Here is a 23,231-nt window from a genome sequence, read left to right as displayed (position 1 = left end):
TTTTTCCATGTGGTATGATATTATTAGCGATGGGCCATTTCTTTTTGTATCATTTTAATTCAAGATGAAAAAATGGTTGCCATTTGGGTCGTAATTAGGTACAATTCTCCTCATCTTAGGCCGTGCCTCTATTCGTATGACGACCGAGCTTACCCCTGAAAATTCCGAATCTAGTTCAATTTATCTAATTGCCGGGAGAATGGATGCTCAAAGTCGATTGATTGCAAAACGATTGCATGAACTTCGAATTGTTTACGCCATGTTTGGGGCGCTGGACGGTTTGAGCCTTTCTTATAGCATGATTAAGTACACCTTTGACTTGCTTTATGGGAATGGCAACCTCTCAACCTCTGATCTCATGCATGAATGGATGCTCACTCCAGAAGGCATCGCTGCAGCAGCCACAAGCACAGTTACTTTAGTCGTCTTCGCAATGCTTGCCAATCATTTTAAAGATGATGATGCCAATAAATTCAAGAGTTTTTTAGCTACCGTGTGGCCTTATTGCCGCGACACCATGAAAGGATTAAAAAATGCTTACAAAGGATTTCGCAGCGCAGCACAAGTTATTAATCTCATTGGCGGACAAAACTTAAATTTTATGATTGTCCCCGCGGGTTTACTGCTTGGGGTTCTATCTGCGGCAAATCGAATGTGGTTTCGCTATCACGTCAATACTCGTAAAGACATGATGAAAGCCAATGCAAGATTACTGGAGCAAATTAAAAATTCCGACATCTTATCTCTGGCAGAAATAGAGGAAAAGCGCGACGACATAAAACGTCAATCAATGGCCCTAAGACGCCAAATGCTGCTTTCTGCAGCCTATGGTGGCATTGTGGATGGACTTTATCTTTATGTAGGCGTCTTATCATTATGTGCTTTGGCACCACCAGTATTTTTAGCAATGACCGTATTTTGTGCCATTTATTTTATAGCGTGTATTGCTACACGCGTTTATGAGGAATACGATTTTCAACGTCGCTTGGTGATTACGCAAGCCAAAATAGATTTGGCCTTATGCGGGAAAGAATTGGAAACCAAGTTTCTTAAGCTCGTGCAATCAGGTGGAACTATTAGCTACCAAGGGCAGCTAGAGTTATTCGAAGACATCACCTCTCTGCGAGACGCGTTTGAAAAAAAGCGGGCATACCTGCGCGAATTATCCACGCTTTCTTACTCGTCTGCTTTATTAGCAGGGATGAAAAATGGTTTGGCAGCTTATGGAGCACTTGCAAGTTTAATATTTGCTGTGGCGACAATTATAGTTTTGGCTTCTGCAAGCTTTCCTCCGGCACTACTTATTACCTGCATTTGCATGGGCATGGGACTTTTAATTGCGTTTACAGCGCACTCCCTTATTCATGCCCATCGACACCAAATTAAGCAAGAAGTAGAAACAATTAATAATCCGCATGACCAAAATTTAAATGAAATATTAACATTACTTAAACAATCGAAAGATCGCATAAAAGAAAAAATCGCTGAATTAAAACCAGAAAAAATTAAAACCGCCATCACCGACGGCATGGCTGTGGACCCTTCCCCACAGTTTTTCTTCCAGGAATGGTTTGAGGTGGTGCGCTCATTTTTCTCAGGGTTAGGCAAAGGATCAAAGGCAGTTGATTTTACCATGAATAGTTTTCAGGAACGCGGTGCAGATGGTCATTATCATGATACACCCATTATGTTGGGACTCACTGTCTTAAGTGCCTTGGTGCATGGTACAGCGTTAGCCTTAAGAGCCCAAGCACGCGGGTTTGGTAAAGACCCCATTGATAGTGTGCCCTCAACTGTCAATGCCAGTGAAACAGGAGGGACTGTAACCACCTCGCCTATAGGGGAATCAGATTGTAATCGCCAATTGTCTTCTGATTCCTCGGATAAAAATAGTTCTTCAATAACTGATTCTAATAGAACGATTCAAGACATCACATTCAAGCCTACCAATAATAATAGAACCCCAGACATTACCCCCAGTCATCAAATTACCCTCCAACGTCGTTCTAAACCGACAGAAAAAACACAATCCATGTATGGATTTTTTTCGAACCCCAAAGCTCAGCTACGTCGTACCCATAGTGCACCACAATTACGTGGCTTAGAGCAACCCCATAAAGAACCTCCTAAAGCTTTGACATCTGAATATTGGTAATCATTTTTGCTGATAAAGTTCTGGATTTAAATTGGGATCATTATACATTTTGAATTGGTGGTAGATTCGAAACGTGCGTTTGCGTTGGGTGATTTGTGTAAGTAATTCTTTCAAACAAATCAATAATTGATTTTGTTGCTCCAGGATGGTTTGCCATTTTCGTTGACAATTTTGCTGATGAAGTTCATCCGCCCCTTCACGGTGAGTTTGCAACTCCATATGGTAAGCTTTAAGTGCAAGAATGGACAAGCGATCGATTATCATCCCCGGTGTTTCAGAGTGTACCGGGCATTCTGAAGGCTCTGCCGGTTGTAATTCTGTGAATAACCATTCGTCCATGGCTTCCATGCGATTATTTCGTTGTTGATTACAATGGTCGATTTCACGTTTTGCACGATAGACATATTCAAAGCCCATATCCTCTCGTCTGGCTCTATCCTCGGCATGCCATAAACGATAATTAAAAGCATGGTTTTCTTCAACTAAAGCCATAAAACCGGTTTGACTTAAAAGGATGTCCTTTGCTTTCCACTGGATGATGCTGTCTTCGTGCAATTTGGCAATTTTAGAAACTTGTAATTCAATCATATTTTGAGTCATTAAGTAAAAAACTCTATAGTATAATGCCTGATACTAAAGCCGGCAATTTAATCTGAATCAAATTATCCTCATCCGAACCAGACAGGAATCCCTCAATTAGGGATCAAGTTTCGGTTGAAGGCTCCCCTGCATGTGCACTACGAACTCTATAAATTTTTTTCCCGTTGCTTGCCTTGAACCTAAAATAAAGACTGTTGAATAAAAGAAACGGACTTATTATTTGAAGAAAAATGTACGCCAAGTCCAAGTAAACGAATGGATTTGGTGGTTTCATTTCTTATTTTATAAAAAAGATTATAAAATTTGTCTAATTCAGGTTTAGTGCTTTTTACTTCTGCAGTAGCTAATTTAAAATCATGAAATTTTATTTTGATATATTGATTTTTAATGTCTAAATCAGGGGTTAAGAGTCGTATGCGTTTTAATAACTTGTCATAAAGTTCCGTGATAATGGCAGTGGCTAATTCAACATTATTAATATTTTCAAGCAGAGTTGTTTCTACGCTAAGCGATTTACGTTCTCTATTAGGTTGTACTGGCCTATTGTCAATTCCACGTGATTGGTAATAAAGGTTTTCACCTAATTTACCAAAGTGATTAATCAATGTGGGCAAAGATAATCTTTGTAAATCGGCACCTGTATGCAAATTCATATGCTGTAATTTTTTTGCAGTAACCTTGCCTACACCAAACAGTTTGGTAACCGGAAGTTGGCTAACAAAGGATAAAATCTGTTCGGGACGAATCACAAATACACCATTGGGCTTATTCCAACCGGAAGCAATTTTAGCCAAAAATTTATTAGGAGCTACACCGGCAGAAGCGGTTAATTGCTCTTTCTGCCAAATCTTGTTACGAATAGCTTCTGCTATCCAGGTAGCGCTGCCACGGTAAAGCGAGGACTCACTCACATCAAGAAACGCTTCATCCAGGGCTAATGGTTCAACCAACTCGGTAAATTCTTTGAATATCCGATGAATCGATTCTGATATTTGACGATATTTGGGCATATTAACTGGTAATACGATCAAGTCCGGACAATGACGGTAAGCAATGGCAGTGGGCATTGCTGAACGGACACCGTATTGCCTGGCAATGTAATTGCAGGTGCAAAGCACGCCGCGCTGGTTTGAAGCCCCACCTACTGCAACCGGTTTTGTAGCTAAAGAGGGATTATCACGGATTTCAATGCCCGCATAAAAGCAGTCCATATCCACATGAATAATTTTGCGAGGTTTGGTCTTAGAATCTATTTCCATAATGAATCAACAAGCAATCTAACTTCGTTGCTTAAATTTTATGTCATTTTGGTGGCTATTGTCATATCTTCAGGTGATTTATTCATTTAAGCCGCTTGGGTATTTTTTTTCTTTTCCAGTTCAGACATGGGGGCAAAATAACTTTGATAGAGTTTTAAATAAGTACCATCGTCTTCCATATCAGTCAGTGCTTTATTTATTTGCTGCACTAAACTTTGCGATTTCTTATTAGCCATTATCCCATAACCGGTTCCAATGGGGATAGGTTTGCCTATGAGCTTAAATTGTCGTGGGCTATTCGCTATCCAATACTCCGCTGTTTCTTTATCAGCCATTAAAATATCAATGTTGCCATTTACCAGGGCTTGAAAAACCTCAGGGAGTGTTGGATATTCAATAATTTGAACATCACCATCAAATTTTTCCAATGTAACCACCTTAAAGACCGTCCCTTTTTCTATGCCCACTTTTTTATGACGAATATCATCGATAGAATTAATAGAAGAGTTGTTATAAGCAATATATTGGCCATTACTGGCAAGATAGGGTAAACTGAACAAAAATAACTCTTCCCTTGCGGGGGTGATGGAAATGGAACCCACTGCCAAATCAATTTTTCCCTCTAATAATTGCTCAAATAATTGCACAAAGGTTAATCCTTTAAATTGACACTCTGCATCGATTCGTTTACAGATTTCATTCATTAAATCGATATCAAAGCCAAAGAAGTGGTTCTTCTTATCGGCTGGCATTTCAAAGGGTGGTTCATAAATTAAGGCGCCGATTACCAAAGTTTTTGCATTTAAAGCTGGAAAAAATAGAAGGGCAATGAATAAAATGAATCCTTTCATTTACAATCCTTAATTTTTTTATTACAGAGTACTTTACTTAACAGGGGTTGCCAAGTTAGCTTTTGAGCAATTTTTCTTGATGGAGGAAATAAATGAAGTTTATAGTAAGCTTATTAGCATTGTTGTATTTTACTTTGGCGAATGCCGAAATGACTATCCCTGCTTCGTGTAAGCCAATTTCGGTAAAAGAATCCGCGATGCTATCTACAGAAAAGCCGGTGTTGGTGATGATTCATAATCTATCAAATACTGATTTGTGGATTACCCACCCTGTTTCTGACCCAAGTGCCAGTGCAGGTTGGAGCAGTCGTTTGCAAGCAGGTAATTGGTCAGCTTTGGCTCTGGATAAAGAATCGTTTGAATTAAGTTGTATTGAATCAAAACCAGGTCATGAACAGCAGGTACCTTGTATGGGTGTCATATCCGTTTGTCGCTGGCCTGCTGTAACCATGCCGTCGCAGTCTTCCGGAACATTTTGGGCTGCTGAGGATATGAGCTTGTCGGCACTAACAGAACACTTAGGGGGGCGAGGTTTTGGATTACCTGACTTAGAATAAGTGATAGACTGTTAATAATAATATTAAAACAATGTGGTGAATGTGAGTAAAAAACCCAAGGATCCTTTTTATAAGAGGGAAAAAGAGAAATACGCGACTCCAATCCCAAGCCGTGAGTTAATCATGCAGGTATTGGATGAATTCGGGCGTCCAATGTCCCGTAATCAATTAATTAACAAGCTTGAAATAGAGGATGTAACCGAACAAGAAGCATTGGGATTTCGTCTGAAAGCCATGGTACGTGACGGGCAAATTATGCAAGACCGTAGAGGTCGCTTTTGCTTGCTAAAACGCATTAATCTACAACGTGGCACTGTGCAGGGACATCCGGATGGTTTTGGCTTTTTTATTCCGGAGGATGGTGATGAAGACATGGTTTTGTCGGCTAAGGAAATGCAAACTGTAATGCATGGCGACTTGGTCCTGGCCTATCAGACAGGCGTTGATCGACGCGGTAGAGCAGAAGGTAAAATTCATGAGGTATTAGAGCATGCCAATCAAAGTGTTGTTGGCCGCTTTTTTACAGAGCATGGAGTAGGCTTTGTAATTCCGGACAATAAGCGGTTGTTGCATGACATTTCTGTCCCATTGGAATTTGCCGCAGATGCCAAAAATGGCCAAATGGTTTTGGCCGAAATAGTCGCTTTCCCAACAAAACGTAACCAAGCTATTGGTAAAATAATTCATATTTTGGGTGACCATATGGCACCTGGAATGGAAATTGACGTTGCTATTTTTGCACATGGCATTCCCTCCCAGTGGCCCGAAGAAGTATTGACGGAAGTTGCCAAAATCCCACAGCATGTGGATGAAAAAGAATTGGTGGGTCGAACGGATTTGAGGAGTTTGCCTTTTGTGACCATCGATGGGGAAGACGCAAAGGACTTTGATGATGCAGTTTATTGCTACCAAAAACCTAAGGGGGGCTATCAACTCTATGTGGCTATAGCTGATGTAAGTCATTATGTTAAAAAAGATTCTGCTTTGGATAAGGAAGCAGCAAAACGAGGCAATTCTGTTTATTTTCCTGGCCAGGTGGTGCCTATGCTACCAGAAGCTTTATCCAATGGCATTTGTTCATTAAATCCCCATGTGGACAGATTATGCATGGTGGCAGAAATGGCAATCTCCGAAGAAGGTAAAATAACACGCTCACGGTTTTATCGAGCTGTCTTTCATTCCCATGCTCGTCTCACCTATACCAAAGTGGGGCAATGGCTGGAAAATAAACAACAAAGCGGTATTGATGAAGCATTATGGTCGGCGCTAGACTCACTGTATGGTCTATTTAACGTCTTATTAAAAGCACGGAAGGATCGTGGTGCTATTGACTTTGATACAACAGAAACATGTATTGAATTTGATGAAAATAGGAAAATTAAACGTATTAAACCTGTTATTCGTAATGATGCCCATCGTCTGATAGAAGAATGTATGCTGGCTGCAAATGTGGCGACTGCACGCTTTTTAGAACGAGCTAGCATCCCCACCCTCTATCGTGTTCACTCCTTGCCTGATGAGGAAAAAATCAATGCGCTGAGACTTTTTCTTGGTGAGCTGGGGTTAAGGCTTGGTGGTGGTAAAAAACCTCACCCTAAAGATTTTCGAAAAACGATGGCTGAGATAGAAAATAGACCCGAAAAACATCTTATTGAAACGGTCATGTTACGCTCGTTAAAACAAGCCCAGTATGTGGAAGAAAATGATGGTCATTTTGGCCTTGCCTACCCTGCGTATACTCATTTTACTTCACCTATCCGTCGTTATCCTGACTTATTAATCCATCGGGCGATAGGACATCTCATTGACCAGCAGGAGGTGGGTGAATTTGCTTACACCGAGGAAGAGATGAATCGTTTAGGCAAACATTGCTCTGCCGCTGAGAGGCGTGCTGATGAAGCAACACGTGAAGTGGTTTCCTGGCTTAAATGTGAATACATGCAGGATAAATTGGGGCAAGTATTTCAAGGGACCATTTCTGCAGTGACTGGTTTTGGAATTTTTGTGGAATTAAATGATATTTATGTAGAAGGACTGGTGCATATTACTTCGCTTCGAAATGATTATTATGCATTCGATGCGACCAAACACCGCCTTGTCGGGGAACGTAGTGGTCAGGTTTACCGCTTGGGAGATAAGATGACCGTTATGGTAGCCCGGGTAGATCTTGATGAACGTAAAATTGATTTTGAGCCTGTAGAAAATGAGACTAAGCATGAGTGAACATTTTGTATTTGGTTTACATGCTGTTCATGCTTTATTAGTAAATCCTCATCGCCCCACTAAAAAATTATACGTTAGCCAGGAGCGGTTGGATAAAAAATTGCAAATGCTTCTTGATTTGGCAGAGCAGAAAGGGATTCCTATCGAAAGGCTAACGGTGCAAAAAATGCATCAACGTTTTGCTGAATTTACGCATCAGGGAATTGTTGCCAGTGCTGGAAATTTACCCCAATATAATGAAAATGATCTGCTGAGTTTGTTGGCAAATGCTAAAAAACCATTCCTTGTTTTAATTCTTGATGGTATTACCGATCCTCACAATCTTGGTGCTTGTTTACGCACAGCCGATGCAACAGGTGTTGATTTTGTGATTATTCCCAAAGATAAAAACGCCGGCATTACACCAGTAGTAACCAAAGTTGCCTGTGGGGCAACAGAATCAATCCCTGTAGTGCGTGTGACAAATCTGGTTAGGGCTATGGAAATTATCAAACAGGAAGGTGTTTGGGTTTATGGCGCTGCTGGAGAGGCGACGGAGAGTATTTATACCCTTGATTGTAAAACTTCACTTGCTCTTGTTATGGGGGCAGAGGGGGAAGGTTTGCGACGTTTGACCCGAGAGCATTGCGATGGCTTGTTTGCCTTGCCTATGTTAGGTAGTGTAGAGAGTTTAAATGTATCGGTTGCGACGGGTGTTTGTTTGTATGAAGTCGTACGACAACGCCGGGTACAGCAATAAATGGGTAATTTTACGTATATTAAAACCGTGAAGTAAGCACTATAATGCCTCTGCGCTAGTTGGTTAATTGTCAAATTGACAAGGGATTGCATTGGAAGCGACAGGGATTGTACTTTATACTTTATTTGTCCATGCCTTCAGGTAAGCTTAACCCATAGCGCGTAAAAATGAAATGACTTATATTTTTAGCCAATTCTTTTTCAGAGTAAAAAAACATCCCATCCATTTCTTTTTTAAGTAACTTAACCTCCTCTTCATTGTTAACGTGAATGGCTGCTTCAATCTTAGGGTTAAGCGCACGTGCAATACTCATTATTTGCCTTGTGTTAAAGAGGTCAGAGTGAGTGATAATCAACATTCCTGCCCGTGCAATGTGTGCCTGTATCAAAACACTGGATTCAGATGCATCACCGAAAACAGCGGCCAATTTTTTCTTTCTTAACTGTTCGACCAGTCCACGATTTTGCTCAACAACGACAAAAGGTAGTTTTTGTTGCAAGAGTGCTTGACCAATATGGTGTCCTATGCGCCCATATCCAATTAAAATAATTTGTTTAGATAAATATTCTTCTTTGGTAGCGATTGGCAATTCACTTAAAGGATCTTCCTTGCGTGCAAAATGTTGCATCCATGTTGATTTGGAGCCTATCCAGTGTTGAAAAGGCTTGATTACCTTAAAGAGTAGTGGATTCATGGCAATTGATATTAAAGCGCCCGCAAGGATTAATTCCTGGCCTTCCCGGGGTAATAAGCCCAGATTAACGCCAAGGCCAGCGAGGATAAATGAGAACTCACCGATTTGCGCCAGACTTGCCGAAATAAGCAGTGCGGAATAGAGTGAATATCGTAACGCAAGCACCAAAATAGCAGCAACAATTGACTTACCAACAACAATAATACTTACGACTGCTAAAACTTTAAGTGGCTGGTTAATAAGAATAAGAGGATTAAACAACATCCCTACTGAGACAAAAAACAAGACAGCAAAGGCATCACGAAACGGTAACGATTCTTCGGCTGCACGCTGACTGAATTTGGACTCCCTCATGATTACCCCGGCAAAAAATGCGCCCAGGGCAAAAGACATTCCGAATAATTGGGAAGCGATATAAGCAATACATACTGCAGCAGCAATAACGCATAAAGTAAACAGCTCCCGGGAGCCAGTGCGTGCTATTTGCCATAATAATCGGGGAAATACCCAACGTCCAACAAATAGTATTAGTACTATAAAGGCTGTGATCTTTAATAGAGTGATAGCCAAAATTAGCCAGAGGCTTTCCTGTCCTAAGCTTGCACTAGCTCTCATCCAATCAGGTAGCAAAGGCAAGAAGACTAAAACAAGAATCATGGCCAAATCTTCAACGATTAACCAACCTACAGCAATTTGGCCGCTAATAGAATCCAGTATTCCTTGAGATTCAAGTGCCCTTATTAATACCACTGTACTGGCCACGGATAAGGCCAGGCCAAATACGAATGCCCCACCTAATCCCCATCCCCACATCATCGCCATGCCTGCACCAAGCAGCGTGGCTACAACAATTTGAATTAAAGCTCCCGGCAAAGCAACTTTACGTACTGCAAGCAAACTGCCCAGCGAAAAATGAAGTCCCACACCAAACATGAGTAGCATAATTCCTATTTCCGCCAGCTCCGCTGCAATTTCAGTATTAGCCACAAAGCCCGGTGTGAAAGGGCCTAAGAAAACCCCTGCCAAGAGATAACCCACAAGAGCGGGCAAATTCAGTTTTACCGCAATAAAGCCCAAAATTAATGCTAACCCAAGTGCTGTAGCTATTGTTGTGATTAGCGGAAGGCTATGAGACACGTTTACTCCCTAAGCATTGAGATAATTTTTACCTCGTTGTCTGGTAAATAAAATTCAGACAATTTCACATAACCATTTTTTTCATAAAGAGCCTGGTTTTTAGCGGTTGCAGTTTCCAGATAGCAAGGAAAACCACTTTGCTTTGCCAAGTCAAAAGTGTAGTTCATTAAGGCAGTACCGTAACCTTTTCCCTGATAATCGGGTTGTGTGGCAAGACACCAGCAATACCAAAAGGAGTTGTTACCCATATGTTTTTTACGTTCTTTTTGAGTTAAATCATCAAACAGCATGAGGCGTTTAAATGCTTTATTTCCCATGGCTTTGGGGAGGGTGAAAAAGCCAGCACGAAATGCTTTCCACCAGGAAAATTTTTTATCGGTAGGGCATTTTCGAAGTGCTACAGCCTCCATGCCAGTTGTACAAAAGGCCTTACCATATAACATACAATAACGTGTAATTGCTTCAAACATTGCTGGTGCTTTTAGCTGATAATCTTCGCCAAAGATCCATTGCATAACCGGGTCTTTTGCGAAAGCTTTTGTTAAAGTGGCGACAGCAGTCGCTAAGTCATCGGGTTGTAAACTGCGTACTGCAATGATTTTATCCATTATTATTTTTTTCAAAAAATTGCATTATTGTTTTGGCCAGTCTTAAGACTAATTCTTCAATCTCTTCTTCACTAATAATTAAAGGTGGCAGCAGCCGGATGACAGTGTCCGCGGTAACATTAAAAAGCACCCCATTTTCCAGGCCAATCGCTCTGGCATCATTGGCAGGCCTGTCAAGCTCGATACCCAACATGTACCCTTTACCTCGAAGAGCGCGAATACCAGGATGGTCCCCAAGTTCCTGCATTAACTTCTCTCTTAAAATCGCACTGTTATGAGTAACAAGATCACATAGCTTATGTTGTTCAATCACTTCTAAAACCGTCAGTGCGGTGGCACAAGCAAAGGGATTGCCACCGAAGGTTGAACCGTGGTTGCCAGGTTTAAACAAATCACTGGCTTTTTCTCCCATTAAACAAACACTAATCGGAATGCCATTCCCCAGCCCTTTGGCGGTGGTAAGGATATCGGGTTGAATGCCGTAATGCATATAGTCAAAATATTTACCGGTTCGGCCATTCCCTGTTTGAATTTCATCCAATATGAGTAGCCAGTCGTGCTTTTTGCATAACCCGGCAAGTGCTCGTAAATAGGTGTCATCGGCCACATAAATTCCACCTTCACCTTGGATAGGCTCAATCATAACGGCTACAACGTCATCACGGTTGGCTGCAATGGTATGGATGGCTTCAATATCATTAAAAGGGGCTCGAATGAAACCTGGAACAAAAGGCTCAAAGCCAGCTTGTACCTTGCGACTGCCTGAAGCGGTTAATGTTGCCATCGTGCGACCATGAAAAGCCCTCTCCATCACAATAATTGATGGCGTTTCAATGCCTTTTTTATGGCCATAGAGGCGTGTCAACTTGATTGCTGCTTCATTCGCTTCTGCCCCTGAGTTGGCAAAAAAAGCTTGTTTCATGTCGCACATGGACGTTAACTTTTCGGCGAGTAATTCTTGCTCTTTAATATGATAGGCATTTGACGTATGGAGCAATTTTGTGGCCTGTTGTTGAATGGTACGCGTAACATCGGGATGTGCATGGCCTAATCCACAAACAGCAATACCGCTTAAAGCATCAAGATAAGCTTTACCTTGATCATCGTATAACCAAACGCCTTCTCCATGCGTAAAACTGACAGGTAGAGGGTTATAGCTGGTGATTAGTGCCATGAAAACTCCTTGTTTGTTGCCTTTATTAATAAAGCGACTGAATGGTGAATTAACCCAAGTTACTCGCTACAAAATCCCAATTAACGAGTGACCAGAACTCTTTAATATATTCAGGACGAGCGTTACGGTAGTCAATATAATAAGCATGTTCCCATACATCACAAGTTAATAAAGCCTTTAAACCCTCTGTCATTGGAGTGCCTGCATTACTGGTGTTTATGATTTTAAGCGCCCCTTTATTATCTTGAACGAGCCATGCCCAGCCTGAGCCAAACGTGGTGGCAGCAACTTGAGAAAATTCCTCTTTAAATTTTTCAAAAGAACCAAAGTGCTTACCTATTGCATCACCAATTTTACCAGTAGGTTCGCCACCACCATTTGGACTTAAGCAATGCCAATAAAAAGTATGATTCCATACTTGCGCTGCATTATTAAAAATGCCACCTGACGCTTTTTTGATAATTTCTTCAAGACTAAGATTTTCAAATTCGGTGCCAGGAATCAACTTGTTTAGATTGGCTACATAAGCACTGTGGTGTTTGCCATAGTGATATTCTAAGGTTTCCTTGGATATATGTGGCTCTAAAGCATCCATAGCATAAGGTAGTGGTGGTAGTGTAAAAGCCATTTTTAGTCTCCCAATTTAAAAGAATGTTAAGTTTAGCAGGAAGGTAAACATATTCAATGTTAGACTAAGTCTTTAATAAGCCCTTTTACTTAAGGGAGTTGCGAATTGATCTCATTTTCGCCATAATTAATATTGGCTTATTTTATTTGGTTTTATGACAGGTGACCCAGTGGATACAATAGAAAAGATTAAACAACAAATTGCAGATAACGCAATACTACTTTATATGAAGGGTACTCCTAAAATGCCTCAATGCGGTTTTTCCGCGCGTGCTGTACAATGTATCGATGCTTGCGGGGTGAATTTTGCTTATGTGGATGTGCTTGCTAATCCAGATATCCGTCAAACCCTGCCGCAATATGCCGATTGGCCTACTTTTCCGCAGTTATATGTAAAAGGTGAGTTAATTGGTGGTTCAGATATCATTGCGGAGCTTTATCAACAAGGTGAGTTAGAATCGTTATTACGTGAAGCTGTCGCACTTTAAAACTTAATATGCGTACTTGGTGCGCTTCTAAAGGAGACATAGATGAGTGTTTTAGTTGGACGCAAAGCCCCTGATTTTACTGTACCTGCAGTATTGGCTAATGGGGAAATTACAGACAAATTTAATTTGCATGATTCCATAAAGGGAAAATATGGGTTGGTATTTTTCTATCCCTTGGATTTTACTTTCGTATGCCCTTCAGAGTTAATAGCACTGCATCATCGTATGGATGAATTTAAACGTCGTGGCGTTGAAGTGGTTACAGTCTCTATCGATTCACAATTTACCCATAATGCTTACCGTAACACTTCTGTTAAAGACGGTGGTATTGGTCATGTAAATTTTACGATGGCTGCAGACATGACACATACAATTTGCCAATCTTATGGCGTCGAACATCCGGTTGCTGGTGTAGCATTTCGTGGCGCGTTTGTCATTGATAAGAATGGTGTTGTGCGTTCGCAAATCGTTAACGACCTACCGATTGGCCGTAACATCGATGAAATCCTTCGCATCATTGATGCGGTTCAATTTTTTGAGGAGCATGGAGAGGTTTGCCCTGCTGGCTGGCAAAAAGGTAAGGCAGGCATGAAGGCCTCTCCCAAAGGAGTTGCAGAATACCTATCTTCTCATTCAGATGACTTATAATAATTCATATGAATTTTGCGCCATGTATTAAGCATGGTGCAAAATAACTCTGCTGTTTTTTCTGCATCATAAACCGCTGAATGTGCTTCATTTGCATTAAAATCAATTCCTGCAGCCTTGGTTGCTTTTGACAATACAGTTTGTCCGTAAATAAGCCCTGAAAGAGTGGCTGTGTCAAAGCAGGTAAAGGAGTGAAAGGGGGATTTAACGCCAGTCCTCTTCACGGCTTCTTTTATAAAGAGTAAATCAAACCAGGCATTATGTCCGACGAGAACGGCCTTTTGGCATTGGTGTTCTTTCAGTGCCCGATTAATAGGTGCAAAAAGATTTTTTAGTGCTTCTTTTTCTTCAATGGCAAACCTTAGGGGTTGATAAGGGTCAACTTGGATGAAGTCAAGTGATTTTTTATCAAGCTCTGCGCCTTCAAAGGGAAGGATGTGTTCAAAATAGGTCGCTTGTGGGGCAAAAATACCCTCACTGTCAATTTGGATGAGAACAATGCACATTTCAAGAAGCGCATTTTTAAAAGGGTCGACTCCGGCTGTTTCCAAATCGACGACTACCGGCAAAAAACCTCGAAATCTTTCTTTAAATTGCGAGCAAAAAATACTATCAGGCAGCGTCATGAATACTCCATGGTAAGGTTTCTCCAGCAGCAATAGGAATAACCTTATCTGCACCAAAGGGAAGTATTGCAGGTACAAGCTGGGGAGATTTTTTTAAAGTGAGTTGCTCTTTATTAAACGGTAATTGATAAAATTCGGCGCCAAAACGACTTAAAAAAGCATCCAGTTTGTGTAAACCATTTAATTCTTCAAAAACTTGGGCATACAAAGCCACTGCATACGGAGCCGAAAAAATACCGGCACAGCCACAAGCGCTTTGTTTACTGGCTACTGCATGAGGGGCACTATCGGTACCGGCAAAAAATTTGGGATTGCCGCTTACTGCCGCTGTTCGCAGAGCATGCTGATCGGTGTCTCGTTTTAATATAGGCAGACAATAATAATGAGGCTTAATTCCACCAGCTAATAAATGGTTGCGATTATACATTAAATGATGCACCGTCACTGTGGCTGCGACCGTATCGGGTGCTTGTTGAATGAATTCTACTGCGGCTTTAGTTGATATATGTTCAAGGATAATGCGTAGCTTGGGGAAATTACGGATTAAGGGCATTAAATCATTGTCAATGAACGCTGCTTCACGATGAAAAATATCACCTTGTGTCGTTTCCCCGTGAATTTGCAGGACTAAGTCTTCAGTTTGCATCACTTCAAATAAAGGATAGAGGGCGCGTAAAGAATTAACACCTGCTTCAGAATTCGTTGTTGCCCCTGCAGGATAAAGCTTTGCACCCAAGATGGAAGGGTAATGTTTTACACGGGCTAGCTCTTCAGCCGTAACAGACTCGTTAAGATAGATCGTCATATAAGGTGAAAATGTCGATGCTTTGGGTAAAGCAGAAAGAATACGTTGTTGATAATCGATAAGATCATGAATGGTAGTAAGTGCTGGTTTAAGATTGGGCATAACCAGTGCTCGTGAAAAATGTTGCGCTGTCGCAGGGACAGTATCTTTTAGATAGTCTCCGTCACGAAAATGAACATGCCAATCATCAGGGCGTGTAATCGTAATACATTCCATAAATAAAGGTTCCGCTAAATTTGCCGATATTTGAAGCATAACATGAATTTGCGAGACGGGATGAGCAAAAAATGACATCCATACAGTCTGTCATACGAGGTTGGTTAAGAATTGCAATGTTATGCTGGCTGCTCCCTGTAAGTGCCTATGCCATTGTCCATGTTGATTATGCCAGTCCCATGGGTGATGAAAATTGGCGAATGAGTGGCAATAAATTGCGGTGCGGCTTGGCACTGACTGTTCCTAATTATGGAATTGCGTATTTCGAACAGTATGCAGCCAAATCCCCACACTTTATTTTAAGTAAATGGCAACAAGTGCAAAAGCAATTACCAGCGGTTGTCTATGCAACCCCTCCCGTCTGGAAACCTTATGGTAAATCTTATTTTATTAGTAAAACTACGGTCAATCCTGGCCAATATGGTCTTTATTTACCACGTGAACCGACTTTGAAGATGTTAACTTATCTGGCAGAGGGTTTCCAAGCCAAATTTGAATATCAATCCGAGGAAGGATTTCCTGTGACTGTTGCTCTTTCACCTATTCGATTTCAACCAGTCTATGCCAAATATCAGCACTGCCTGAGTAATTTGCTTCCTTTTGATTATGAAAGTGTTAAAACCAGTATTATCTATTTTGATTCCGATAATTTTGAATTAAATGATGAAGCAAAAGTACAATTGAGGAAAGTAGCCATTTATTTTCGTGCTGATCACCAAGTGAAGAAAATTAAGATAGCTGGCTACACCGATGAGACCGGGCGCAAATCCTATAATAATGCGGTATCAGAGGCACGGGCCAAAGCAGTTGCCAATTACTTACAAAGCCAGGGCGTGAGTGCTGAGCGTTTAGCGGTAACCTGGTATGGCATTAAAGATCCAGTAGCCCCTAATGATTCGGAAGCCGGTAGAACACTAAATCGGCGGGCTGTCGTAAAGATAATTAAATCAAATAATTGAAATTAATCAAAAAAAAATTCACCTTTAACCTTTTATCTGTTACAGTCAGAAAATAAGTCAGGTTACTAATTAGAAAAATTCTCTCTTCATTAAGATGATTTTAGTGAAGAATTTTGATTTTTCCGATTGATCTTTTAAGAATAAAAAATTTTGTCATCTGATAATTAGGCAAGTGGTTAAAAAATAGCTTGTTTGGGTGTCGAAGTGGCAAATTTGTTTATTGGGTCAACTAAATTATCGAATTTATAGAGAATTTTTGTGGAAATAGTGTTGACTTTGACAAAGTAGCGCTTGATAATCTGACCATGTACGTTCTCGGATAGAGCGATGATTGCGTACTATAGTCAACACCATGTTGTGGTTTGACGGCTAAACGGGAAATTAATAATAAAAAAGTGGAGATGAAGCATGTTAAATCTGAAAAAAACAGCGGTAGCTGTTCTTGCTTTAGGTAGCAGTGCAGTATTTGCTGGTACCATGGGTCCTGTTTGTACCCCTGGTAATGTTACTGTTCCTTGCGAAAGAACAGCTTGGGACTTCGGTGTGTATGCTCTGTACCTGCAACCAGCATATGATGCCTCTTTCGACTATCCTTTCATAACTGCTCCAGATGGTATTACTACTCACTATCGTGATTTAGATCCAGATTGGGGATGGGGCTTCAAATTAGAAGGTTCTTACCACTTTAATACTGGTAACGACTTGAACCTGAACTGGTACCACTGGAACAAAGATACTGACACTGGTTTTGCTGGTGTGTTCCTTGATGGCGTTGGCGGTCCTTTCTATGGTAGCCATCATTTCGAACCTAAGTGGGATGCTGTTAACTTAGAATTCGGTCAACACGTTGATTTCGGTGAGTTCAAAGACATCCGTTTCCATGCTGGTGTTCAATATGCTCGCATCGAACATGAACTGACTGCATCTGGTTACATTCCACCAGCTTCTGTATTGACTGGTTTCTCTGTAACTGGTGATCACGAGTTCAACGGCTTTGGTCCTCGTACTGGTATGGACATGACCTACAATTTCGGTAATGGCTTTGCTATTTACGGAAATGGTGCCGCTGCAATTCTGGTTGGTGACTCTAAGTTCAACGGTGCATTTGGTGCAGGCGGTTTCTTAGTAGCTACTACTTCTGGTTCTAAAACAACAATCGTTCCTGAGTTGGAAGCTAAACTGGGTGCTAAATACACTTATGCTATGGCACAAGGTGATTTGACTCTGGATGCTGGCTGGATGTTTGTTAACTACTTCAATGCTAACCATCGCATCAGCCCAGTTACTGGTCTGAGCCATGAGTCTAACTTTGCCTTACAAGGTCCTTATGCTGGTTTGAAATGGGTTGGTAACGTTTAATTACCCAAAAACCGGAATATGTCTTACTAAGCCCATCCTTGTTGATGGGCTTTTTTTTGATAGATGGAGTGATCAATGTTGAAAAAAATAACCCTCGCTATTCTTGGCTTGGCAGTAAGTAGTTTGGTATCAGCGGGAAGCATGGGACCTACTTGTGTTCCTGGCGATGTGACCGTACCTTGTGAAGCTAAAAAATGGGATATTGGTGTGCAAGGGCTTTATTTGCAACCCGTTTATAGCCTTCATCGTGGTTATGAATATACTCCAGCGGGTGCTCTTCGCGAAGTCGATGAAGATTGGGATTGGGGCTACCGTCTGGAAGGTTCCTACCATTTTAATACAGGTAATGACATTACCATGACCTGGGTTCATTTTGACAATGAGTCCGATCATCATAACTTTGCTGGTATTACCCCCTTTAGTGAAGTGTTGTTCCCCTTTGCTCTTTCACTAGATACTCGCTTTGATCAAGTCAATCTTGTGATGGGACAACATGTCGATATGGGAATGGTGAAAAATGCCCGTTTCTATGGTGGTTTACAGTATGCGCGAATTAGAGGTGATGTTGAACATGCTTATGGCATAGCATTACCGATCATTGCACCTGCCGGTTTTACTCGAGACGAAGATGCTGATTTTAATGGGGTTGGTCCAGTTGTTGGTATCGATTATTCTTATGATCTCATCAATGGCTTTAGCCTTACAGCAAATGGTGCTGCATCCATTCTATATGGTTCAAGTCGCTACAATAATAGCATTATCCTTGCTCCCTCCGGCTTGGTTGCTGTGAATATTTATGCCAGTAAAAAATCGGTTGTCCCCAGTTTGGAGGCGAAGCTTGGCGTCAATTATGCGCATGAAATGGCTTATGGCACATTGAATATTGAGGGTGGCTATCAAGTGATTAACTACTTTGATGCTTTACATGCGATGGATCTTAACTGCAATTGTTTACAAAACACTGATTTCGGTCTTTATGGTCCTTACCTCGGAGTAAAATGGGTCGGCAATATTTAAAAGACCTCACATTTTCGAAAAGCCCTTTAAGGGCTTTTTTTATAATGATTAATTTCTAAATGCCTGCTCCTACGTACCACTGCTTGTCAGCAATATCCAGAAACACTGCGCTAAAATACTAGACTCCGCAAACAAGCCGCAGCGTGTAGGACGCAGATGTAATCGAAGCAACCCACAAAATTATGCACAAACACTGGCCACTGCGATCAATGCACGTTATAATTCACGTCGATAAATAATCAGGAAGCAAAAAAAACAGCCAGGAGTACCCCGCGTGAAACAGAGAGCATTAATAATGGCTATGGTCGCTATTTCAGCACCGCTTTACGCTGCAAGCAATGCAGAGTTACAAAAAGAAATTCAAAGGTTACAAGAACAAACAAAAGCTTTGCAAACACAACTTAATCGTTTACAAAAACAATTAGTATCAGAAACTGCAGAAAAACCGAAGCAAATTATTAGCAAAAAAATTGCTAATAAACAAACAACTACACCAGCAACAACTAGTGTTTCTGGCTCTTCTGAAAGAACCATCAAATCTGAAAGGGTAAAAGGAAAATACCATTCAGCGCACGTACTTGTTCACACCATAGATGGTGATCCCCATTCCAGCAGTTTTTTCCCCACGGCACTCATTGCTGATAATGAAGTAGTTACTTATATCGCCGGAACACCCGTGATCACCTCGCCTTACACGGGTGAGCGTCCCGCTTTTGATGGCTCAGATTATATCGTGAACATCTCCAGTATTAATCGAGATATTCGGTTAATGGAGCAGCGACGTCGTGTCTATAGGGCTTATGAGCAAATAGGTTATCCCATTCCCAATATCCCTATTATTGCATTGAGTGGAAAGGCTGAACCTGTTGCTGATATTACACGTCCCTATATCGGCAATACCAGCGGTGATTTAAACTTAGGCTCGAGTGAACTTGATGTGGCGGCTTTACTCAATGATAAGGTCGAAGCATTTATGTCAATTGCCTATGATGACACTCCTCCGGCAATTGGTGGAACAAGGGTAGAAAACTCAACCTTTTTCTTAAATCAGGGCTTCGTTAATATCGGTAATCTGGATATTACTCCTTATTACTTTACAGCTGGCCAGCTTTATGTGCCCTTTGGAAGATATTCAAGCTCTATGATTAGTTCCCCGCTACCCTTAAGACTGACTCGTACTAAATCAAGACCGTTTATATTTGGCTATAAATCACAAACTGCCTCTGGGCCTTTTGCTGCAGTTTATGGCTTTAAATCAGATACTACCGATGGTCATTCGGGTGTTGGTGGTGTTAATGCGGGTTATGCTATTCACAACGGCAATATTAATGGTGAGATTGGTGCAAGCTATATTGGCTCCATTGCTGATTCAGCTGGTATGCAAGATACGGGTTCTTCACCAGGTACCACCTTTGGTGGATTTGGCTCACCTACTAATGGAAGTGAAGCAGTACATAAGGTGCCGGGGGTAGGGGTTCATGGAACAATAAGTATTGATCGGTATAACTTTACGGCTGAGTGGGTTGCTGCTAGTGAAGCGTTTAGCCCGCAGGATTTAAGTTTTAATGGGCATGGGGCAAGGCCACAAGCAGGGCAATTGGAAGCAGGGGTCACCTTTATGGCATTTAATAAGCCGGCTTCATTCGCCCTTGGCTATCAATGGACCCAACAAGCGTTAGCATTAAATTTACCGCAACAACGGCTCGCTGGCGTATTTAATATTTCCATTTGGAAAGATACCGTAGAAAGTTTAGAATATCGCCATGACATCGACTATAGGCGCAACCAATTTGCAAATGGTATTGCTCCACCGGGTGTGGTTAATCTAAACACAGTAGGCACAGGCCAGGCATCTGATTCGGTCGTCGCTCAAATTGGTGTGTATTTTTAATTGGACAAATTAGTCTCGTGGATGCTTGCTCGCGTGAAAACTTCACAGCATTCAATGGCAGTTATCTAGATGAAGCAATAGCATAGTCAAGGTGACTGCTTATCAAGCTCCCACGATTGCTAAGTGATGACTGGTCAGTTAAAGAAAATATTAATGTATTTTTAGATGAGCTAACCTGTAAAAATTTTATGATAGATATTTATTACCTACCAGCAGAAAAATATACTACCTTTTATTGTCCTACTATTTTTTCACCTACGATGTAATTATCGAAGATTATAAACCTTAAACGTATAAGTATACCTGTAAAGGTCTTTTTATTGATATTTCAAAAAAAATGCTATTCTTATCCCATAGATGATAATTAAGGATCGCTATGGAAGGTTTTCACACCTTATGGTGTGTGGTTCTTATGAAAAAAATTATCGTAAACCTCTATTTGCATTTTCAATGTCAACTCGCAATCTGTTGTCGTTATTTTGTTTTGTTTATTGGATTATGGATGATCTCTCTCCCTATAATGGCCAATAAAATTGTTGAGATGGAGATTAAGGGAGCCATTGGGCCGGCGACGGCTGATTTTGTAAATCGCGGTATTACAAAAGGCCAAGACGCGTCATTCATTTTGATAATTATTGATACGCCAGGCGGCTTGGATAAATCGATGCGTCTTATTGTCCAAGACATTCTGACTTCGAAAGTTCCGGTGGTTACCTATGTTGCGCCTAATGGGGCACGTGCTGCGAGTGCGGGTACCTTTATCGTTTATGCAAGTACGGTAGCTGCAATGGCACCAGGAACCCATTTAGGGGCAGCAAGTCCGGTCACTTTAAGCGGTGATGGTTTTACTGGCAAAGAAGATAAAAAAGAACAATCTACTGCCATGGATAAAAAAGTTACCAACGATGCGATAGCTTATCTACGTGCCATAGCACAGCTTCGTGGGCGTGATTCAGCATTTGCCGAAAAGGCCATTCTCAATGCGGCCACGTTGACCGCAAATGAAGCACTACAAAGTGGCGTAATTAACCTCATAGCGACTAATAAAGCGGATTTATTCAAGCAATTAGATGGTATGGAAGTAAGTCAAGCTGGAAGAAAAATTAAATTGCTTACAAAAAATGCTGAGGTGACTAAGCTCACACCGGATTGGCGTTTGCGTTTTTTACAAGTAATCACTGATCCTACAGTGGCCTATTTGCTATTATTGCTTGGAATTTACGGAATTTTCTTCGAACTGGTCAATCCCGGTTTTGTAGTGCCTGGTGTCGTCGGTGCCGTTGCAATTTTGGTAGCCTTGTATGCCCTACAATTGCTACCCATTAACTATGCAGGATTTAGCCTGATTGTTTTAGGTATTCTTTTTATTATCGCTGAAGCCTTTGCGCCAAGTTTTGGTGCTTTAGGTTTAGGCGGAACTGCGGCATTTGTCATAGGTTCAATTCTATTAATTGATACTGAGCAAGATAGCTATCAAATTGCCTGGTCGGCAATTTGGGCAATGGCGGCCGTTAATTTGATTGTGCTATTAAGCCTCGCAACAATGGCCATAAAATCAAGAAGACGCAAGCCACAACACGGCGTTAATATCTTATTAGGGGCGGAAGGCCGAGCTTTAAGCAATATTGACCCACACGGTCAAGCTGTCATTCGCGGCGAGATATGGGCTGTCTATGCCCAACAACCTATTGCCGCTAATAAACCCATCAAAGTGGTGGCAACTCATGGTTTGCAACTTGAAGTAGAAGAAATAGAAAGCTGAAAAATAAACTACTATTTAACTAAGGGAATTAAGAAGCTAGCAGGCAAAGGAGAAAAAAATGTTCTCATTCATGGGCTTTTTCATAATTATTATTGCCATTTTATTAATGTCTACCTTACGAGTCCTTAGGGAATATGAGCGAGGCGTAGTATTTTTGCTTGGGCGCTTTTGGCGAGTTAAGGGCCCAGGATTGATTATCATTATTCCCGTTATCCAACAGATGGTGCGTGTGGATTTACGTACCATCGTGATGGATGTACCTAGCCAGGATGTGATTTCAAGGGATAACGTTTCTGTGCGGGTCAATGCCGTATTGTATTTTCGTGTGGTAGAACCACAACATGCTATTATCCAGGTTGAAAATTATTTTGAAGCCACCAGCCAATTAGCACAAACAACATTGCGCTCAGTACTTGGACAGCATGAATTGGATGAAATGCTGGCTGAAAGAGAACAATTAAATAGCGATATTCAAAAAATTCTGGATGCACAAACGGATAATTGGGGAATCAAAGTTTCAAACGTGGAAATTAAACACGTGGATTTGGATGAAAGCATGATTCGTGCAATTGCAAAACAAGCTGAAGCGGAGCGAGACAGGCGGGCTAAGGTTATCCATGCAGAAGGTGAATTACAAGCGTCAGAAAAATTATTACAAGCGGCTCAAGTGTTAGCACAGCAGCCGCAATCACTGCAATTACGGTATTTACAAACATTGGCAGCCCTGGCCACGAATAATCCCACAACGATTATCTTTCCAATGCCAATGGAATTAGGTGACTTACTGAGTAAGTTAAGTTCCAAGTAAACGTTTTGGCATAAAAGGAGCCATGGTG

At 41.2% G+C, this 23,231-nt stretch carries 21 protein-coding genes; 12 read left to right on the top strand and 9 right to left on the bottom strand.

Annotated elements, in window-relative coordinates; all coding sequences use genetic code 11:
- Positions 1 to 199: 199 nt before the first annotated feature.
- Positions 200 to 2,155, top strand: a complete 1,956-nt coding sequence (locus Ljam_RS09130; RefSeq protein WP_065620188.1) for an AAA family ATPase — start codon at positions 200 to 202, stop codon at positions 2,153 to 2,155.
- Here Ljam_RS09130 and Ljam_RS09125 read toward each other — a convergent pair whose 3' ends face one another.
- The 3 genes from Ljam_RS09125 to Ljam_RS09115 all read right to left on the bottom strand — a co-directional run bounded on the left by Ljam_RS09125 (position 2,156) and on the right by Ljam_RS09115 (position 4,865).
- Positions 2,156 to 2,755 carry a DUF4254 domain-containing protein gene (locus tag Ljam_RS09125; protein WP_238583711.1) on the bottom strand — a complete coding sequence of 200 codons (600 nt, stop codon included), beginning with the start codon at positions 2,753 to 2,755 and terminating at the stop codon, positions 2,156 to 2,158. It lies immediately after the preceding gene.
- A gap of 179 nt (positions 2,756 to 2,934) precedes the next feature.
- The gene (gene dinB / locus Ljam_RS09120) at positions 2,935 to 4,014 is read right to left on the bottom strand and encodes a DNA polymerase IV (RefSeq protein WP_058449731.1); all 1,080 of its coding nucleotides are present in this window, start codon (positions 4,012 to 4,014) and stop codon (positions 2,935 to 2,937) included.
- Between the two features lie 86 nt (positions 4,015 to 4,100).
- Positions 4,101 to 4,865 carry a transporter substrate-binding domain-containing protein gene (locus Ljam_RS09115; RefSeq protein WP_058449730.1) on the bottom strand — a complete coding sequence of 255 codons (765 nt, stop codon included), beginning with the start codon at positions 4,863 to 4,865 and terminating at the stop codon, positions 4,101 to 4,103.
- Between the two features lie 92 nt (positions 4,866 to 4,957).
- On the opposite strand from Ljam_RS09115, the gene Ljam_RS09110 reads away from it, so the two are divergent.
- Genes Ljam_RS09110 through rlmB form a run of 3 tightly spaced genes read left to right on the top strand, consistent with a single transcriptional unit; the run spans position 4,958 to position 8,384 of the window.
- Positions 4,958 to 5,422, top strand: coding sequence for a hypothetical protein (locus Ljam_RS09110; protein WP_058449729.1), 465 nt, complete (start codon positions 4,958 to 4,960; stop codon positions 5,420 to 5,422).
- Positions 5,423 to 5,464: 42 nt separating this feature from the next.
- The gene (rnr, locus tag Ljam_RS09105; protein ID WP_058449728.1) at positions 5,465 to 7,645 is read left to right on the top strand and encodes a ribonuclease R; all 2,181 of its coding nucleotides are present in this window, start codon (positions 5,465 to 5,467) and stop codon (positions 7,643 to 7,645) included.
- Positions 7,638 to 8,384 (top strand): 23S rRNA (guanosine(2251)-2'-O)-methyltransferase RlmB, encoded by a 747-nt coding sequence (rlmB, locus tag Ljam_RS09100; RefSeq protein WP_058449727.1) that lies wholly within the window; start codon positions 7,638 to 7,640, stop codon positions 8,382 to 8,384. The genes rnr and rlmB overlap by 8 nt, the downstream gene beginning before the upstream one ends.
- A 121-nt stretch (positions 8,385 to 8,505) precedes the next feature.
- Here rlmB and Ljam_RS09095 read toward each other — a convergent pair whose 3' ends face one another.
- From Ljam_RS09095 to sodB, 4 genes are read right to left on the bottom strand one after another with little or no spacing between them, the layout of a single operon-like run.
- Entirely contained in the window at positions 8,506 to 10,215 is a 1,710-nt protein-coding gene (locus Ljam_RS09095) for a cation:proton antiporter domain-containing protein (RefSeq protein ID WP_058449726.1), read from the bottom strand.
- A gap of 2 nt (positions 10,216 to 10,217) precedes the next feature.
- Entirely contained in the window at positions 10,218 to 10,823 is a 606-nt protein-coding gene (locus Ljam_RS09090; protein WP_058449725.1) for a GNAT family N-acetyltransferase, read from the bottom strand.
- Positions 10,816 to 11,997 (bottom strand): aspartate aminotransferase family protein, encoded by a 1,182-nt coding sequence (locus Ljam_RS09085; protein WP_058449724.1) that lies wholly within the window; start codon positions 11,995 to 11,997, stop codon positions 10,816 to 10,818. The genes Ljam_RS09090 and Ljam_RS09085 overlap by 8 nt, the downstream gene beginning before the upstream one ends.
- Positions 11,998 to 12,046: 49 nt before the next feature.
- Complete coding sequence (gene sodB / locus Ljam_RS09080; RefSeq protein WP_058449723.1) at positions 12,047 to 12,625, bottom strand: superoxide dismutase [Fe]; 579 nt, start codon at positions 12,623 to 12,625, stop codon at positions 12,047 to 12,049.
- Positions 12,626 to 12,794: 169 nt separating this feature from the next.
- On the opposite strand from sodB, the gene grxD reads away from it, so the two are divergent.
- Both grxD and Ljam_RS09070 read left to right on the top strand, forming a co-directional pair.
- Positions 12,795 to 13,112, top strand: a complete 318-nt coding sequence (grxD, locus tag Ljam_RS09075) for a Grx4 family monothiol glutaredoxin (protein WP_058449722.1) — start codon at positions 12,795 to 12,797, stop codon at positions 13,110 to 13,112.
- A gap of 42 nt (positions 13,113 to 13,154) precedes the next feature.
- Positions 13,155 to 13,760: a peroxiredoxin gene (locus Ljam_RS09070; protein ID WP_058449721.1), complete on the top strand. Its 606-nt coding sequence runs from the start codon at positions 13,155 to 13,157 to the stop codon at positions 13,758 to 13,760.
- On the opposite strand, the gene rnt is transcribed toward Ljam_RS09070, so the two are convergent.
- Together rnt and pyrC are read right to left on the bottom strand one after the other, a co-directional pair.
- On the bottom strand, positions 13,742 to 14,386 hold the full coding sequence (gene rnt / locus Ljam_RS09065; RefSeq protein ID WP_058449720.1) for a ribonuclease T: 645 nt from the start codon (positions 14,384 to 14,386) through the stop codon (positions 13,742 to 13,744). The two genes, Ljam_RS09070 and rnt, sit on opposite strands and share 19 nt — an antisense overlap.
- Positions 14,373 to 15,407, bottom strand: coding sequence for a dihydroorotase (gene pyrC / locus Ljam_RS09060; protein WP_058450775.1), 1,035 nt, complete (start codon positions 15,405 to 15,407; stop codon positions 14,373 to 14,375). Before pyrC ends, rnt begins: the two co-directional genes overlap by 14 nt.
- Before the next feature lie 71 nt (positions 15,408 to 15,478).
- On the opposite strand from pyrC, the gene Ljam_RS09055 reads away from it, so the two are divergent.
- The 6 genes from Ljam_RS09055 (at position 15,479) to Ljam_RS09030 (ending at position 23,203) form a co-directional block, all read left to right on the top strand.
- Positions 15,479 to 16,366, top strand: coding sequence for an OmpA family protein (locus tag Ljam_RS09055; protein ID WP_058449719.1), 888 nt, complete (start codon positions 15,479 to 15,481; stop codon positions 16,364 to 16,366).
- Between the two features lie 408 nt (positions 16,367 to 16,774).
- Positions 16,775 to 17,725 carry an Lpg1974 family pore-forming outer membrane protein gene (locus Ljam_RS09050; RefSeq protein ID WP_058449718.1) on the top strand — a complete coding sequence of 317 codons (951 nt, stop codon included), beginning with the start codon at positions 16,775 to 16,777 and terminating at the stop codon, positions 17,723 to 17,725.
- A 75-nt stretch (positions 17,726 to 17,800) separates the two neighbouring features.
- The gene (locus Ljam_RS09045) at positions 17,801 to 18,742 is read left to right on the top strand and encodes an Lpg1974 family pore-forming outer membrane protein (protein ID WP_058449717.1); all 942 of its coding nucleotides are present in this window, start codon (positions 17,801 to 17,803) and stop codon (positions 18,740 to 18,742) included.
- Positions 18,743 to 19,016: 274 nt separating this feature from the next.
- The gene (locus tag Ljam_RS09040) at positions 19,017 to 20,633 is read left to right on the top strand and encodes a FlxA-like family protein (RefSeq protein WP_058449716.1); all 1,617 of its coding nucleotides are present in this window, start codon (positions 19,017 to 19,019) and stop codon (positions 20,631 to 20,633) included.
- 502 nt (positions 20,634 to 21,135) lie between these two features.
- Positions 21,136 to 22,395 carry an NfeD family protein gene (locus Ljam_RS09035; protein ID WP_058450774.1) on the top strand — a complete coding sequence of 420 codons (1,260 nt, stop codon included), beginning with the start codon at positions 21,136 to 21,138 and terminating at the stop codon, positions 22,393 to 22,395.
- A gap of 58 nt (positions 22,396 to 22,453) precedes the next feature.
- Positions 22,454 to 23,203 carry a slipin family protein gene (locus Ljam_RS09030; protein ID WP_058449715.1) on the top strand — a complete coding sequence of 250 codons (750 nt, stop codon included), beginning with the start codon at positions 22,454 to 22,456 and terminating at the stop codon, positions 23,201 to 23,203.
- Positions 23,204 to 23,231: the final 28 nt, after the last annotated feature.

The sequence above is a fragment of the Legionella jamestowniensis genome (assembly GCF_001467745.1).
GTDB lineage: Bacteria > Pseudomonadota > Gammaproteobacteria > Legionellales > Legionellaceae > Tatlockia > Tatlockia jamestowniensis.
The sequence above is the reverse complement of the archived record's forward strand: the minus strand, read 5'-3'. Positions and strand labels throughout refer to the sequence as shown.